Annotated in this window: 16 protein-coding genes; 15 read left to right on the forward strand and 1 reads right to left on the reverse strand. The window is 43.0% G+C overall.

All coding sequences use genetic code 11. The features are described 5' to 3' along the window. The first annotated feature begins 156 nt into the window (after positions 1–156). The 6 genes from DT065_RS15105 to DT065_RS15130 are packed head-to-tail and all read left to right on the forward strand — an operon-like array spanning position 157 to position 5,631. Positions 157–1,623 (forward strand): aldehyde dehydrogenase, encoded by a 1,467-nt coding sequence (locus DT065_RS15105; protein ID WP_114374790.1) that lies wholly within the window; start codon positions 157–159, stop codon positions 1,621–1,623. 11 nt (positions 1,624–1,634) lie between these two features. Continuing rightward, positions 1,635–2,429, forward strand: a complete 795-nt coding sequence (locus DT065_RS15110; RefSeq protein WP_114374792.1) for a 2-keto-4-pentenoate hydratase — start codon at positions 1,635–1,637, stop codon at positions 2,427–2,429. A gap of 18 nt (positions 2,430–2,447) precedes the next feature. Beyond that, a complete protein-coding gene (locus DT065_RS15115) occupies positions 2,448–3,335 on the forward strand; it encodes an acetaldehyde dehydrogenase (acetylating) (protein WP_114374793.1) in 888 nt (295 codons plus the stop codon). Between the two features lie 15 nt (positions 3,336–3,350). Continuing rightward, positions 3,351–4,580, forward strand: a complete 1,230-nt coding sequence (dmpG, locus tag DT065_RS15120) for a 4-hydroxy-2-oxovalerate aldolase (protein ID WP_114374795.1) — start codon at positions 3,351–3,353, stop codon at positions 4,578–4,580. A gap of 25 nt (positions 4,581–4,605) precedes the next feature. Further along, positions 4,606–5,394: a 2-keto-4-pentenoate hydratase gene (locus tag DT065_RS15125; protein ID WP_114376360.1), complete on the forward strand. Its 789-nt coding sequence runs from the start codon at positions 4,606–4,608 to the stop codon at positions 5,392–5,394. A 36-nt stretch (positions 5,395–5,430) separates the two neighbouring features. Beyond that, positions 5,431–5,631 (forward strand): 4-oxalocrotonate tautomerase, encoded by a 201-nt coding sequence (locus DT065_RS15130; protein ID WP_418314557.1) that lies wholly within the window; start codon positions 5,431–5,433, stop codon positions 5,629–5,631. Positions 5,632–5,679: 48 nt separating this feature from the next. Here the strand turns inward: DT065_RS15130 and DT065_RS15135 are convergent, their stop codons facing one another. Further along, on the reverse strand, positions 5,680–6,570 hold the full coding sequence (locus tag DT065_RS15135) for a LysR family transcriptional regulator (RefSeq protein WP_114374798.1): 891 nt from the start codon (positions 6,568–6,570) through the stop codon (positions 5,680–5,682). A gap of 309 nt (positions 6,571–6,879) precedes the next feature. Here DT065_RS15135 and DT065_RS15140 point away from each other — a divergent pair, with 309 nt between their 5' ends. From DT065_RS15140 to DT065_RS15180, 9 genes are all read left to right on the forward strand, one after another. Further along, entirely contained in the window at positions 6,880–7,656 is a 777-nt protein-coding gene (locus DT065_RS15140) for an SDR family NAD(P)-dependent oxidoreductase (protein WP_114374800.1), read from the forward strand. Positions 7,657–7,685: 29 nt separating this feature from the next. Beyond that, positions 7,686–8,963: an aromatic ring-hydroxylating oxygenase subunit alpha gene (locus tag DT065_RS15145; protein ID WP_114374802.1), complete on the forward strand. Its 1,278-nt coding sequence runs from the start codon at positions 7,686–7,688 to the stop codon at positions 8,961–8,963. Further along, entirely contained in the window at positions 8,960–9,448 is a 489-nt protein-coding gene (locus DT065_RS15150) for an aromatic-ring-hydroxylating dioxygenase subunit beta (protein ID WP_114374803.1), read from the forward strand. The genes DT065_RS15145 and DT065_RS15150 overlap by 4 nt, the downstream gene beginning before the upstream one ends. A 33-nt stretch (positions 9,449–9,481) precedes the next feature. Continuing rightward, positions 9,482–10,510, forward strand: a complete 1,029-nt coding sequence (locus tag DT065_RS15155; RefSeq protein ID WP_114374805.1) for an NAD(P)/FAD-dependent oxidoreductase — start codon at positions 9,482–9,484, stop codon at positions 10,508–10,510. Between the two features lie 67 nt (positions 10,511–10,577). Continuing rightward, complete coding sequence (locus DT065_RS15160) at positions 10,578–11,588, forward strand: VOC family protein (protein WP_114374807.1); 1,011 nt, start codon at positions 10,578–10,580, stop codon at positions 11,586–11,588. Positions 11,589–11,629: 41 nt separating this feature from the next. After that, a complete protein-coding gene (locus tag DT065_RS15165) occupies positions 11,630–12,646 on the forward strand; it encodes an amidohydrolase family protein (RefSeq protein ID WP_227002632.1) in 1,017 nt (338 codons plus the stop codon). Between the two features lie 28 nt (positions 12,647–12,674). Continuing rightward, positions 12,675–12,908: a ferredoxin family protein gene (locus tag DT065_RS15170; RefSeq protein ID WP_114374809.1), complete on the forward strand. Its 234-nt coding sequence runs from the start codon at positions 12,675–12,677 to the stop codon at positions 12,906–12,908. Positions 12,909–13,074: 166 nt separating this feature from the next. Further along, complete coding sequence (ygeX, locus tag DT065_RS15175; protein WP_160112584.1) at positions 13,075–14,211, forward strand: diaminopropionate ammonia-lyase; 1,137 nt, start codon at positions 13,075–13,077, stop codon at positions 14,209–14,211. Between the two features lie 285 nt (positions 14,212–14,496). After that, entirely contained in the window at positions 14,497–16,002 is a 1,506-nt protein-coding gene (locus tag DT065_RS15180; RefSeq protein ID WP_114374813.1) for a 4-hydroxyphenylacetate 3-hydroxylase family protein, read from the forward strand. The last annotated feature ends 14 nt before the right edge of the window (positions 16,003–16,016 follow it).

Consider the following 16,016-nt stretch of genomic DNA (forward strand, 5'->3'; position numbering starts at 1 on the left):
ATTTTTTACATTTCCAAAATAGTTTTTATAGACTTTTTTATTTTCGTTGCGCATGAAGGAACAAATGCCTTTTTTGATTTTTCGATGGTATATATAATGAAAATATGCTGATAAGAACTATCGGATGGCATCCGAAAAATATAAGGAGGCATTTTCATGCAAACGACAGAAACAAAAGCGACCGTAAAGCCAATTGATTGTACGCATTACATTGACGGTCAATATGTATCGTCCAATAATGAAAAAACGTTTGAAAATGTGAATCCGGCAACGGAAGAAGTATTAGGTACCGTTGCAAAGGGAGAAAAGGAAGATGTTGACCGCGCGGTAAGTGTTGCCAGGAAAGCACTTAAAGGTGAATGGGGCAACATGCCTACAAAGCAACGGTCACAGATTCTCCGTAAAATCGGCGATTTAATTTTAGAAAGAAAATCAGAACTGGCTACACTCGAATCCCTCGACACGGGCAAGCCATTATGGCTGTCAAACAAAATTGACATTGACCGTGCAGCTAATAATTTCCATTTCTTTGCTGATTATATGACGTCAATGGGCACAGAAGCCTATCAACAAGATGATATAGCCATTCATTATGCCATTCGTCGTCCTGTTGGTGTGGTGGGCTTAATTAACCCATGGAACCTTCCATTATTTTTGATGACTTGGAAGTTAGCTCCGGCACTTGCGGCAGGAAACGTGGCAGTGATGAAGCCATCGGAAGAGACACCAATGACAGCGACGGTTCTTGCAGAAATTTGTAAAGAAGCCGGCGTTCCGGATGGTGTGGTTAACATGGTTCACGGATTTGGTGACGCAGGCGCTGCGCTCTCCACCCATGAGGATGTGGATGCGATTGCCTTTACCGGTGAAACGGTAACAGGAACTGAAATTATGAAATCCGCAGCTCCCACACTGAAAAAATTATCGTTTGAGATGGGCGGCAAGAACCCGAATATTATTTTTGCAGATGCCGACATGGATGACGTGATCGATACGACAATGCGTTCCAGTTTCATTAACCAGGGTGAAGTCTGCTTGTGCGGTTCAAGAATTTATGTAGAACGGCCGGCGTACGATGAATTTCTTGAGCGCTTCGCGGCGAAAACCAAAGAGCTCAAAGTTGGCGACCCCTTTGATGAAGAAACAAATGTCGGTGCATTAATCAGTGAAGAACACTATAAAAAAGTGCTCGGCTACTTGGACATTGCAAAAGAAGAAGGCGGCACGTTCTTAACAGGGGGAAAGGCTGCCGAAGGGTTTGACAAAGGATATTTCGTAGAACCGACGATCATCACCGGTTTAGACAAAGATTCTAGGTGTGTGAACGAGGAAATCTTTGGACCGGTCGTAACGGTTATTCCGTTCGATGAAGAAGAAGAAGTGCTAGAGCAAGTCAATGATACCCATTATGGGTTAAGTGCAAGCTTATGGACCACGAACATTAAACGTGCGACTCGTGTTAGCGCACAAATCGAAACGGGAATTGTTTGGGTTAATACTTGGTTTTTACGTGATTTGCGTACACCTTTCGGAGGCATGAAGCATAGTGGCATCGGCCGTGAAGGCGGTATGCACAGCTTTGACTTTTATTCAGAACTCACCAACATTACAATCAAAACCTAGGGGAGATATGAATGAAAACGGAAGAAACATTCAACAAAGAAGACCTTGCCAAACATTTAGCTCAATCCTGGGATGAAGGAGAAGGGGTTCAGCCGGTTACTGAGCTGAACCCTAATCTTTCCATTGATGAAGCTTATCAAATCCAATTGCAGACCATTGAAGGAAAAGTAAAAGAAGGCCAGCGGATCACCGGCAAAAAAATTGGTTTAACATCGAAAGCCATGCAGGAAAAATTAGGCGTTAGCGAGCCTGATTACGGTCATTTATTGGATGGAATGGGAGTCAGAAACAGAGAAACGGTCTCATTCAATCGCGTATTGCAGCCAATGGTTGAAGGCGAGATTGCGTTCATTCTGAAAAAAGATTTGGCCGGACCGGATGTAACAACGCTCGACGTCCTGCAAGCGACGGATGCAGTTGTTCCCGCGCTTGAAATTGTGGATAGCCGCATCAAAGATTGGAAGATTACATTGCCCGATACGATTGCAGATAATGCTTCTTCCGGGTTGTATGTACTCGGTGATCACCCAAAAAAAATCGAAGACATTGATATCAAGCAAATGGGGATGGCCCTTTACAAAAATGATGAACTTCAAAACACAGGGGTCGGTGTTGCGGCAATGGACGATCCGGCGAAATGTGTGGCATGGCTGGCGAATAAATTGGCAGCCTTTGATATTAAATTGAAAGCCAGTGAAGTCATTCTATCCGGTGCATTGTCTGCCGCGATCAAAGGAGAACCGGGAGATGAGTTTTACGCCAAATTTGCGGATTTAGGCACCGTACATGTTTCATTTGCAAAATAGATACAAGGGGGGAGTTCGATGGGTAAAGCAAAAGTTGGAATCATTGGGTCCGGGAATATCGGCTCTGACTTAATGATTAAATTAAAGAATTCCGAATCATTGGAACTAACGACCATGATGGGGATTGATGCCACGTCACGAGGCATGCAACATGCCAAGAAATTGGAGCTGCAAACCTTTGATAACGGTGCGGATGGATTATTGGAGAACCCGGAATTAGTCGATATTATCTTTGACGCGACGAGTGCCGGCGCTCATATTCACAATGCGGAAATAGCCAAAAAGCTAGGCAAGCAAATGATCGATTTAACACCGGCTGCAATCGGGCCTTTTATTGTGCCTACGGTCAACGCAGGCACACACTTGGAAGAAGATAATGTCAATCTAATTACATGCGGCGGCCAGGCAACCATTCCAATCATCCATGCCATTCAACAAGTGGCGCCGGTCGAGTATGGAGAAATTGTTGCTACGATCGCGAGTAAAAGTGCCGGACCGGGAACGAGAGCAAACATTGATGAATTTACCGAAACAACGTCAAAAGCCATTGAACAAGTGGGTGGCGCTAAAAAAGGAAAAGCCATCATTATCTTAAACCCGGCAGAACCTCCGATCATCATGCGTGACACGGTCCATGCCATTGTTGAAGAAGGAGCAGTGGATGAAGAGAAGATTACCAAATCGATTTTAGAAACGGTGGATAAGGTTCAATCCTATGTCCCCGGATATAAGATACGAACAAATCCTGTTTTTGACGGAAATAAGGTGACGGTGTTTCTTGAAATTGAAGGGGCAGGGCATTATTTGCCAACCTATGCCGGGAACCTTGATATCATGACATCTGCCGGTGTGAAAGTAGCTGAAGAGTTTGCGAAAAATCGAAATACCACCGCTAATAAAGTGTAAGAAAGGAGGAAGAGCATGACGAAGCAAACGGACATCAAAATTACAGAAGTTGCTTTGCGCGATGGGAGTCACGCGATCAGTCACCAGTATACCGTTGATCAGGTCAAATCCACTGCGAAAGCGCTAAATGAAGCGCGTGTGCCTTATATTGAGGTCGCTCATGGAGATGGATTGGGAGGTTCTTCGCTACAATACGGTTTTTCTAAAACAGATGAATTTAAACTTATTGAAGCGGCTGTTTCGGTCGCCGATTTCTCGAAGATCGCGGTATTGTTACTCCCGGGCATCGGGACAATTGAAGATTTAAAAGAAGCGGCGGCCCTAGGGGCAAAAATGGCACGCGTGGCTACGCACGTGACGGAAGCCGATGTTTCCGAACAACATATTCAAACGGCAAAGGAACTGGGAATGGAAACCGTTGGCTTTCTAATGATGAGTCATATGGTTTCCGTTGAAAAGTTAGTCGAACAGGCAAAATTGATGGAGAGTTATGGTGCAGACACGGTTTACGTTGTGGATTCAGCAGGCGCTTTGCTTCCGCATGAAGTTAAAGAAAGAATTAAAGCGCTTCGACAAGCGTTATCTATCGATATTGGTTTTCATGGCCATAATAATTTGTCTCTGGCGATGGGGAACACGCTTGCTGCCATTGAAGAAGGAGCGACTAGGATTGATGGAAGTATCCGCTGTTTAGGTGCAGACACGGTTTACGTTGTGGATTCAGCAGGCGCTTTGCTTCCGCATGAAGTTAAAGAAAGAATTAAAGCGCTTCGACAAGCGTTATCTATCGATATTGGTTTTCATGGCCATAATAATTTGTCTCTGGCGATGGGGAACACGCTTGCTGCCATTGAAGAAGGAGCGACTAGGATTGATGGAAGTATCCGCTGTTTAGGTGCAGGCGCGGGGAATACGCAAACGGAAGTATTAATCGGCGTCCTCGATAAAATGGGCATTGAAACAGGTGTCGACTTGTACAAAATCATGGACGTGGCCGAAGACATCGTTGCTCCGATCTTGCAGCAACCGCAGGAAATTAACCGTGACAGTTTAACGTTAGGCTATGCCGGTGTCTATTCCAGTTTTCTGTTACACGCGAATCGAGCAGCTGAAAAGTTCTTAGTCGAATCGCGAGACATACTCGTAGAATTGGGTAAACGAGAAATTATTGGCGGGCAGGAAGATATGATCATTGACGTTGCAGCTGAACTTGCTGAAACAAGAAAAGCGTCTGTTCAATCATAATCATACGATGGGAGAAGAAGTGACCATGGAAAAAGACCGAGTAAAAGAGCTGGCTAATTATGTACACAATGCGGAAAAAGAAAAGCGCGAAATCACAAAAATTACGGCAGAATTGTACCCGGAATTAACGATTGAAGAAGCGTATGACGTTCAAGAAGAGCTTGTACGACAAAAACTAGAGGCAGGTTATAAAATCGTCGGTCCAAAGATGGGGATTACCAGTGAGGCCAAAATGAAACAAATGAACGTGGACAACCCGATATATGGCTATGTCTTTGATAATATGGTTGTCGAAGAGGGAAATGCCATCTCCATTTCTGATTACATTCATCCAAAAATAGAACCGGAAATCGGTTTTATTTTAAATAGGGATTTAGAGGGTCCGGGTATTACGACGCTTGATGTATTACGGGCAACAGAATACGTGCTCCCTGCGATTGAAATTATTGACAGCCGATATGAGAACTTCAATTTCACATTGCCGGATGTTGTAGCGGATAATACGTCTGCAGCTGGGGCTGTATTTGGAACGTATTTAAGAAAGCCGGAAGAATTGGAATTGGATGTCGTTGGGGTAACATTATCCCTTAATGGGGAAATTCAATCATTGGGTGCCGGTGCCGCGGTATTGGGACACCCAGCCAAGTCGGTTGCAAGCCTTGCAAATATGTTAAGCGAAAAGGGAGAAAAAGTAGAAGCCGGGAAGCCTATTTTAACAGGTGGGGTGACAGCTGCAGTCAAATTATCGCCCGGAGATTTCGTTAATGTGAAATACGGAGGCTTAGGAGACGTATCCTTTTTTGTTAAACAGTAATAGAGGCTCATGCTATGACTTGTTTCGCCAAGGGAGGTGAAAGGTTTGCCACTTATAAATGTACAAATTCTCGAAGGCCGTGAACCTGAAAAAATTGAATCATTGATCGAAAACGTCTCTGAAGCCGTTAGTGAATCACTGGACGCTCCGAAAGAAAATGTCCGCGTTACTGTTACTGAAGTTCCGAAAACACATTGGGCCGTTGGCGGAAAAAGTATGAAACAATTAGGAAGATAGTTAGGGGAGATGAGGATGGTTCTTCGCTTATTGATGGGGGGTACCATCCTACACCTTTTCTTCTTCCGTATACTTATGATTAATGACAGCGTAAATGATCTTTTTTGCAAGATGATTGACATGGGAGCTATTTCGGTATTGAACATAGACTTTGTTTTGGATGTTATAGATGTCACTTATTTTTCGTGCTTTTATTTCCGACGTATATCTTTTATCCATGCCTAACTCAGGTATAATGCCAATGCCAATATTATTTGCAACAGCTTTCAAAAGCATTTCATTATTATCAACATCAATACGAGTGACACTTTGTGCTTTTATTAGCTGTTGATCAATTAATTTCCATAAGAACGAGTTCCTTTTAAAACTCAGGATAGTCTCCTCGTTTAAATCTTCAATGTGAATCGTTTGTTTTTCACATAGGTAGTGATCGATGGGAAGGAGAACCATAAGGTTATTATCGAATAAATATTCTGAAATAATATCAGAATGATCCGAAATAGGGTTTCTTGTAAATACGATGTCAATTTCTCCTGAGGAAGCCCTTTCATTTAAGCTTACAGAATCGTGTCCTTCCACGACTTGAATATCTATATCCCCCATTGATTTAACCGTTTTCAAGAGTTCTGTAATAAAAGAATACGAGTATCCCGGGGAGAAACCCACTTTTATGATTGGGTCTTTGACCATGTTGGATATTTCTTTGGCATGTTTAATATTGGTTAGAATATTGTTGGCATACTCCATAAACATGTTAGCTGCATCTGTCAAGAAAATTTCATGTCCGGCTCTTTTAAAAAGCTCACACTGTAAGATATCTTCTAATGCTTTTATTCGTGAGGTAACGGTTGGTTGCGTAACAACAAGGGCTTCAGCCGCTTTAGAATAGCTTTTATGCTCGGCGACAGTAAGAAAAGTCTGAAGTTGGCTCTCATTCATATTATTTTTCACCTCCAAAGTTCATAGAAAGAAGGGGCTCTAGTCATTTAAAGATTTATTACCAACATTATAACTTCGGTGAAATAATTTAAAAAGGTGATTGTTCCTTTATAAGCAACAAAATATAAATGAATGAAGATTCTTTTGGAATTAAGGGAAAAACGAAAAAATATTCAATTGGCAATCTGAATGATAGCGCTTTTACAATAAATTTAAGAAGTCAATATAGGATGAAGAAAAAGGAAAGTGATAATTTAAAGGATGATGAAAGGGTTTACGGAATCTCCAAATGAAAGGAAAGGATAAACGTTGGAAAATAAACACATAAATGAAACCTTAGAAGGAAAAGCAGCGATTGTCACCGGCTCCGCCCGGGGAATTGGATTCGCGATCGCGTTGAAATTGGCGAATGCAGGGGCGAACGTTTTAATTAGCGGTACAAATGAGGAGCGTACAAAAAAAGCTGCTGAGGAATTGAAAACGTTGTCAGACTCAGACATCCGATACTATCCCGGAGATCTTTCGGAAGAAGGTAACGTGGAAGAAATGGTAAACGATGCGATTAATGCCTGGGGAAAGATCGATATTCTGGTGAATAACGCAGGCGGGGGTGTGATTCTGCCGTTCCGTGAACAGACGCCGGATACACTGAAGACGACCATTAATCGAAACCTATGGACAACGATTTGGTCATGTTATAAAGTCCTTCCTCACATGGATAAGGTCGGATATGGGCGGATCATTAATATAGGCGCTGATTCAGTAAGAAATGGGTTGTGGGATCATGCTGCTTATAATGCTGCAAAAGGAGGGGTCCATGCCATATCGACCGGGTTGGCTAGGGAATTTGCCGACAGTGATATCACCGTAAATACTGTCGCACCACCTGCAGTTGAAGGGGAAGCATTAGGTCGAATCGGAAATAGGGACGCTGAGTTGGTGGATAAATATATCGATATCATTCCAAAAGGAAGAGCTGCCAGCGAGGAAGAAGTAGCGGATTTTGTTTGGTACCTATCCACGAATGGCGCCAGTTTCATTACGGGTCAGGTGATCAGTGTCAATGGCGGAAGCACCATGCTTTAGTAACAGTATTATTAATTGGAGGGTTTATCATGAAAGAGATTATAAGAGATAATCCGGAGAAAAATGAATTTCTCGTTAACCGAAATGTCTTTACGGACAGAGAAATGCTTGCAAGGGAACGTGCCGAAATTTTTAATAAATGCTGGTTATTCATTGGACATGAAACAGAAGTGCCGGAAAAAGGGGATTTCAAACGGAAAAAGGTGGGAGGTCGGAATTTAGTGCTCGTTCATAGTCAAGACGACGAAATTCGAACCCTATACAATACGTGCCCGCACCGAGGCGCTTTAGTTTGCAGGGAAAACGAAGGCAATTCCAGAGTCTTTCGTTGTTTCTACCATGCGTGGAGCTTTACTAATGACGGTAAGTTGGTAGGGATGCCAGGAAGTGATGGCTTTCCGGACGACTTTAATGCTGAAGGAACAAAGGACATGAAAGCGGTTAATAGAGTGGAGAGTTACCGCGGCTTTATTTTCGTAAATTTTGACGATCATGCAGTCTCCCTAGAGGAGTATTTAGCGGGTGCAAAAGAGTATATTGACTTGATCGCGGATCAATCTGAATACGGACTAGAGGCATTAGGGGGCGTGCAGGAATATAGCGTAAGGGCTAATTGGAAGTTGCTCGCTGAAAATAGTGTCGATTTATATCATGGCATGCCGACGCATAAGACGTATTTCGACATCAAGCAAGAGCAAGATCCTGACCTCAAGAAAGTAAAATTAGAAGGCGAAGGTAAGGACTTAGGCAACGGTCATGCGGTCATGGAATATGTGGCTCCGTGGGGAAGACCGATTGCCCAGTGGACGCCAATATGGAGCGAAGATTTGAAACGGGATATGGAGGACATGAAAGTCAGACTTGCAGAACGTTTTGGCGAAGAACGGGCTGATCGTATCGCAAACTGGAACCGAAATATTGTGATTTTCCCAAATTTGGTCATTAATGACATTATGGCTATCACGGCAAGAACGTTCTATCCTAATTCTCCAGGATATATTGAAGTATCCGGTTATTCCTTAGCACCCAAGGCAGAAAATGAAGAACATCGACTTGCCAGAAATAATAATTTCTTGGAATTCTTAGGCCCGGGCGGGTTTGCCACCCCTGATGATAATGAAGCATTGGAATTAGCCCAAGAGGCATACACCAATAATACCGAAGTGCAATGGAATGACGTTTCCAAAGGGATGGTAAGAGGAAAAAGAAACGCCAAAGCGACAGATGAACTTCAAATGAGAGCTTTTTGGAGAGAATACGATAAAGTAATGCAAGAATCGTTTAGTAAGGAGGGAGCATACAAATGACGGTCACGACTGTAACACGTCAGGATGTCATTGACTTCCTTTACACGGAAGCAAAAATTTTGGATGAATGGCGATTAAAGGAATGGGCGGATTTATTCACAGACGATGGGACCTATATCATCCCACCTATTGGTGAGCCTGACGCCGACCCCTTAACATCTCTATTTTATGCTCATGATAATCGTTCGCGGCTGCAGGAACGAGCGGAGCGGCTTTTGAAAAAAGAGGCGCATGTGGAATTTCCACATTCTACGACACTACGAAACTATAACAATATTATCGTTAGCAATCTGGAGTCAGACGTCATTTCTGTCGAATTAAACTTTACGACCCACCGGACGAAACGAGAGGTCATGGACACATTTATCGGGAAAGCGTATTACGACATTGTTCTACAAAATAATGAACTTGCCATCCAATACAAAAAGGTAATCTTGCAGCTCGATAGTCTAAGGCCGCATGGAAAGATCAGTTTAATTTTATAATTGTGATCGATATCCTAGAAAGGTGGTGGAACGATGATCAATGAGGAAGAAATCTATGATATGACGATCGTTGGTGGAGGTCCGGTGGGCATGTTTACTGCTTTTTATGCAGGAATGCGGCAAGCCAGCGTTAAGGTTATTGAAAGTTTGCCGGAATTAGGTGGCCAACTTGGTGCATTGTACCCAGACAAATATGTGTATGACGTTGCCGGACTTCCCAAGATTAAAGGCAGTGATTTGGTTGACGGGCTAAAAGAACAAATGCAGCATTTTGATAATGAGGTTTGTTTGAATGAAGAAGTGGTCGAGGTCACGAAAGAGAATGGTGTTTTCGTCATAAGAACAAACCGGCAAACACATTACTCCCGTACGATTATCATCACTGCCGGCAATGGTGCATTTAAACCAAGACCGATGAAATTGGAAAAGGAGCATCTTTTTAAAGATAAAAACCTTCATTACAGCATTAAAGACCTCAAGTCTTTCAAAGATCGGGATGTCGTTGTTTTTGGTGGCGGAGATTCTGCTGTCGACTGGGCGCTAATGCTTGAAGAAACTGCTTCCAGTGTCACGATTGTTCATCGAAGAGAACAATTTAGAGCACACGATTACAGTGTGAAGAAGTTGCAAGAATCGACCGTCCATGTGTTAACGCCATTTAAGCCTACTGAAATTATGGGAGAAAGCAATGTTGAATCCATCAAGTTACAGCAATTAAAAGGCGATTTGGAAATGGAATTGGAAGCGGATGATTTTATCGTTAATTACGGGTTTACTTCGAACTTAGGCCCGATTAATGATTGGGGCTTGAATATAGAGAAAAATTGCATTTGTGTCAATCAAAAAGGGGAGACAAATATTCCGGGGATTTATGCTGTCGGTGATATTTCTACCTACGAAGGCAAAGTACAATTAATGGCCACCGGCTTCGGAGATGCTCCGATTGCTGTTAGTAACGCCAAAGTATTTATAGATCCGGAGCAATCCCTCACCACGGCCCACAGCACGACAATTATGGAGAGAGAGAATAAGAAAAAGAAGAAAAAAACAGTCACAGGCTAGGGGGGCTTTCCCTACTGTGACTGATAAAAAGCGAATGAATGAATAATGTAGCTTGGAGGTTACCATTATGTCAAAGGCTGTTGAAGAAATCATTAGTAAGGATACAGCACAAGAAAGATTGGAATCGTATTTAAGAACCGTTGCCCATATTGGCCATGTAGAAATAAGCGTGAATAATTTTAAGAAATCATTATGGTTTTTTACAGAAGTGATGGGGCTTGTATTGTCGGAAATTGAAGAGGATCGAGCTTATTTAAGAGCATGGCAAGATTTTGACCACCACACGTTGGTATTAAATGCCTCTGATACATCGGAAGTCAATCGTGTCGGGTGGCGCGTAAGTTCGAAAGAATCTCTTTATCTATTTGAAAGAGTGTTACAGGAAATGACCATTGATTTCAGCTGGGTCGAAGGAGGAAAAAGGAAAGCTATAGGCGATAGCATTCATTTTAAATCTCCTTCCGGTGTACCGATTGAATTATATTGGGAGAAAGAATTATTTGCTACAGATGATCCGAATTTAAAATCAGAATTACCGAGCCACCCAAGCAAGTTTCGCTCCAAAGGCGTGTCCCCCCGTCGTTTCGATCACGTCAATGTCATGGTGAATGACGTACAAAGAGAACAGCAATGGTGGACCGATTTTCTAGGTATCCATCACCGGTATTACATTAAGAACGGGGAAGATGTTCGCCTTGGTTCATGGTTAAGCAGAACGAACATTGCCCATGAAATTGCATTTATGAGAAATTCCAACCAAAATGGAGCTGCCTTCCATCATTTAGCTTATTATCTTGATTCCGGCGATGAACTTATTCGAGCGGCGAACATAATGGCGGAAGAGGGCATAAAAATTGAATGGGGACCTGGAAAGCACGGAACAAGTGGTGCGCAGTTCATTTATGTTTTTGAGCCATCCGGTCACCGCGTAGAAATTTGGACAGGCGGACTCTTGATCTTTTCACCGGATTGGCAAGCGATTGAATGGACCTCTGATGTCGTTGAATTAGGTCTGGAAATGTGGGGAAGCAAACCACCTGAAACGTATTTTACGTATGGAGTGCAAATGGGAGAGTAAACAGTAAATCTTTCATACTATGAATACGAGGAGCGTTAGTTGTGGAACGAACTTTGCGAGTGGATTTTCATACGCATATTATATCAGAGGATTTCCTGAATTTAGCTGAGAAATACGGGGATGACCGTTGGCCTGTCCTGGAGAAAACGTGTAGTTGCGGTGCCAACATCATAATCAAAGGCAATAAATTCAGAGAGATAACAAACCATGCCTGGGATGCTAACGAACGATTGAAAGATATGGACAAAGAAGGCATAGATATTCAAGTGTTGTCCCCGATACCGGTGACATTCACTTATTGGTCAGATGCTGAACAAGGGCTGGAAATGGCAAAGTCTCAAAATGATTTTATTGCTTCGGTTGTAAATGAAGAGCCAAACAGATTTGTTGGTTTAGGCACGGTTCCTTTGCAAGATGTTGATCTAGCAATAAAAGAAATGGAAAGAGCCGTTACGGAATTAGGGTTAAAAGGGCTTGAGATAGGAAGTAACGTTAACGGGAAAAACCTTGATGACGAGTCACTTGAACCGTTCTTTCAGGCTGCAAATGATAAAGGAGTGCCGCTGTTTGTCCATCCGTGGGCAACATTAGGAGGAGAACGGTTCCCGCGGCACAACTTCATGTATATGGTTGGCATGCCTTCAGAAACAGCCTTGGCAGCAGGAAGCATTATTATGAGTGGAATGTTGGATAAATATCCCGATTTGAAAATTTGCTTCGCGCACGGCGGAGGTTCCCTGCCATATTTACTTCCACGAATGGATCAAGGCTGGAATGTTTGGCCGCATATAAGAAAGACGGAAAAACCACCGAGTCATTACGTGAAATCTCTTTATTATGATTCACTCGTTTACGATGAGAATAATCTACAATTTATGATCGACCGCTTTGGCGTTGACCAAATCATTGCCGGTTCAGATTACCCGTTTTTATTACGTGAAGTTCCATCCGGAAAAGTGGTCGATAAATTGACGACATTGAGTGCCGACGAAAAAGAAAAAATTCACGGCCTTAATGCTTTAGACTTTCTAAATTTAGATAGAGCGAAATATAAGTAGTCTTTAAAGGTAGATTGGGAGGATTACTATGGCTTATGTCATCATGGATACATGTAAAGATGAAAAATCCGGCGAATGTGTAAGTATTTGCCCGGTCGATTGTATTGAAGAAGGCACTGATCAATATTATATTGATCCGGATGCGTGTATCGATTGTGGAGCATGCGTTGCTGCTTGCCCAGTCAGTGCAATCGTTGATGAAAATGATCTGCCGGCCGAGCAAGAAGGACAGCTGGAAAAAGCTGAAGCTTTCTTTGGATAGCTCCGATGTCATATATAGATAATCCCCTCGATCGAGGGGATTTTTGCATGTCGCCTTGTGCGTGATGTTTCATAAATGCATCCCCTAAGGCATCGAACCGTGAAGCGGTTTTCTTTTTCGGTAAAATGCTATAAGCTCGTCAGTAGATATGAAGGAGGGCGGAAAAGTGGGAAATATTTCATGGGCAAAGAATAAGCAGAAGCAGCATCATCCGATATGCAATGAAACAATGAACAAGGAGACAATGAACCGCGCGGCTACTTTTCATAAAAGTATCCCAGGGTATGCGACAACCCCTCTATATGAGCCGAAAGCACTGGCGGACAAGCTCGGGATCGCCGGTCTTGCCGTAAAGGATGAAGGGGTAAGGTTTGAGCAAGGATCTTTCAAAGTGTTGGGCTCGACCTACGCGTTGGCTGCTTATTTTGCTGAAAAAGAGGCATTCGGCATTTTTGATTATGCTAGTGTGCAAAAGCTTGTGGACCAACGGCCATCCCGGACATTCGCGACGGCGACAGACGGGAATCATGGAAGAGGCTTAGCGTGGGCAGCAAAGCTTTTCAATCAACACGCCAACGTCTATCTGCCGAAAGGCGCTTCCCGTAAGCGTTTGGAAGTGGTGCAAGAGCTAGGTGCCGAAGCCGAGATTACTGATGTCAATTATGACCGCTCGGTGCAATATGTCAAAGACCGAGCAGCGAAAAAAGGATGGATCGTCGCTCAAGATACAGCTTGGGAAGGTTATACAACATTCCCGAATTGGATCATGCAAGGGTATTTAACGATTGTTGCCGAAGTGTTGGAACAAATCCGGGACAAACAAAAACCGACACATTTGATTTTACAGGCAGGGGTCGGCTCTTTTGCGGGCGCGATTGCAGGCTGCTGCAAGCAACTCTTCGGGGATGACATAAAAATTGTCATTGTGGAGCCTGCGAGGGCGGATTGTTTATACCAGTCTGCGTTAGCCGATGACGGGCACCCTCGCCAGACGAGCGGGGATCTTTCCACCAATATGAAAGGGCTCGCTTGCGGTGAAGTAAACCCGCTCGCCTGGGATATATTGAAAAACGTCGTCGATGCATTCGTGACTTGTCCTGATTCCGTTGCCGACAAAGGGATGGGCCTCCTTGCCCGATCGATGGAAAATGACTCGCAGATCATGGCCGGAGAAGCCGGTGCGGTTTCGGCGGGGTTGTTGGACGAAATCATGAAAAATGAATCGTTGGCAGCTTTAAAAGAACATATTGGCCTGGATGAACATGCCCGAGTGCTTCTCATTAATACGGAAAGCAGGCAATAAAGTGAAACTTTCATCAGAGGTGGTTGTTTCATCCCCCCCCTGGTAGGGGGTGATGCCAGGGTCGAACAGAAGGATGCATTCCACCGCCGATGACGTGGAATGGGCTAATCGCCTTATGAAAGCGTGATCACAGGGTGGTAGTTATAAGAAGATTTTAAATACCAACATAATCATACGGAAAAAAGCCAATAATTAGAATATACATGTCATTATCTAAATAGAATGAATTTTGTATTATAAACCGTAAGAAACACTTAACATCACATACGAGAAGGAGGAAGATTCATGCTAGACGGAAAACAATATTTAGAAAGTTTAAGAGATGGACGCGTGGTTTACTTGAATGGGAAGCAGATTGAGGATGTAACCGAACATCCGGCTTATCGAAATTCAGCCCGTTCATATGCAAGAATGTATGATGCCCTTCATGATGAGGAACTGAGCAAGAAACTGACTGCTGAAACGGAAGATGGTGTTAAAACACATGTATTTTTCAAAACACCCAAAAGTTCTGAGGATCTCATTCAAGCAAGGGATGCCATCGCCGAGTGGTCAAAGTTAAATTATGGTTTTATGGGCAGAACACCGGATTACAAAGCAGCATTTACAGGTCATTTGAATGCTTACGCGGATTTTTATGAAGGATTTGAAGGTAATGCAAAAGCATGGTACAAAAAAGCAACTAAAGATGTCCCATTTATTAATCATACGATCATTAATCCGCAGGTGGACCGCTCTAAATCTCTTCATGAAAATAAAGATGTATTTGTTCGCGCCGTGGATGAAAAAGATGATGGCATTATTGTAAGCGGTGCCAAAATGGTAGGCACATCCGCAGCCCTTACAAATTATAATTTTGTAGCCAACTATGGCCCTACTGATTTAGGAGGTGGCGATCAAAGCCACGCGCTTATTTTCTTTGTTGCCATGAATGCGCCCGGTGTCAAAATCATTAGCCGTCAATCCTATGAAGAAATAGCAACCAAAAATGGCACGCCGTTTGATTATCCGTTATCCAGTCGTTTTGATGAAAATGATGCCGTAATTGTTTTAGATAATGTATTTATTCCATGGGAAGATGTTTTGGCTTATGAAAATGTAAGCGTTTCAAATGGATTTTTAATGGAGAGCGGATTTTTTCACCGCTTTACGTTCCAAAGCTGTACCCGTTTAGCAGTAAAACTTGATTTCATGTCAGGACTATTTTTGAAAGCGACCGAAGCCGCTGGCACAAAACAGTTTAGGGGTGTGCAGGCAAATATTGGCGAAGTGCTTTCTCTAAGAAATATGTTTTGGGGATTATCCACGGCAATGGCAACGGATCCGGAAAAAGGTAGAAATGGTGCAGTCGTACCTAACGGTTTCTATGCTAATGCTTACCGAGTACTGGCTCCGATGACTTGGGTAAAAATAAAAAATATTTTTGAGCAAGTGATTGCAGGAGGGTTAATTCAACTTCCATCAAGCGCCAATGACTTTTTAAACCCGGAAATTCGACCGTATCTTGATCAATATTATCGTGGAACAGGAACAAGTGCTGAAGATCGCGTCAAATTACTCAAAATGGTATGGGATGCTATCGGTTCAGAATTCGGTGCTCGTCATGAATTGTATGAAATAAACTATGGTGGAAACCAAGAAAATATTCGTTTGGAAACATTAAAACATGCCGAGGGTACAGGAGCAGCGGATAGTTACAAGTCGTTCGTAGATTCGGCCATGAGCGATTATGATCTACACGGATGGACAAATAGTACGTGGATAAATAATTTTGAAAAATCAACGGTGTAAAAGGAGGATTAACA

Source organism: Salicibibacter kimchii (genome assembly GCF_003336365.1).
In the GTDB taxonomy this organism is placed as follows: Bacteria; Bacillota; Bacilli; order Bacillales; family Marinococcaceae; genus Salicibibacter; species Salicibibacter kimchii.

Bases quoted from the DNA above. Each gene is read 5' to 3' on its own strand.
- dmpG (WP_114374795.1), top strand. From the start codon at position 3,351: ATGACGAAGCAAACGGACATCAAAATTACAGAAGTTGCTTTGCGCGAT.
- DT065_RS15160 (WP_114374807.1), top strand. From the start codon at position 10,578: ATGTCAAAGGCTGTTGAAGAAATCATTAGTAAGGATACAGCACAAGAA.
- DT065_RS15115 (WP_114374793.1), top strand. From the start codon at position 2,448: ATGGGTAAAGCAAAAGTTGGAATCATTGGGTCCGGGAATATCGGCTCT.
- DT065_RS15150 (WP_114374803.1), top strand. From the start codon at position 8,960: ATGACGGTCACGACTGTAACACGTCAGGATGTCATTGACTTCCTTTAC.
- DT065_RS15135 (WP_114374798.1), bottom strand. From the start codon at position 6,570: ATGAATGAGAGCCAACTTCAGACTTTTCTTACTGTCGCCGAGCATAAA.
- DT065_RS15105 (WP_114374790.1), top strand. From the start codon at position 157: ATGCAAACGACAGAAACAAAAGCGACCGTAAAGCCAATTGATTGTACG.
- DT065_RS15110 (WP_114374792.1), top strand. From the start codon at position 1,635: ATGAAAACGGAAGAAACATTCAACAAAGAAGACCTTGCCAAACATTTA.
- DT065_RS15170 (WP_114374809.1), top strand. From the start codon at position 12,675: ATGGCTTATGTCATCATGGATACATGTAAAGATGAAAAATCCGGCGAA.
- DT065_RS15155 (WP_114374805.1), top strand. From the start codon at position 9,482: ATGATCAATGAGGAAGAAATCTATGATATGACGATCGTTGGTGGAGGT.
- DT065_RS15125 (WP_114376360.1), top strand. From the start codon at position 4,606: ATGGAAAAAGACCGAGTAAAAGAGCTGGCTAATTATGTACACAATGCG.
- DT065_RS15180 (WP_114374813.1), top strand. From the start codon at position 14,497: ATGCTAGACGGAAAACAATATTTAGAAAGTTTAAGAGATGGACGCGTG.
- DT065_RS15145 (WP_114374802.1), top strand. From the start codon at position 7,686: ATGAAAGAGATTATAAGAGATAATCCGGAGAAAAATGAATTTCTCGTT.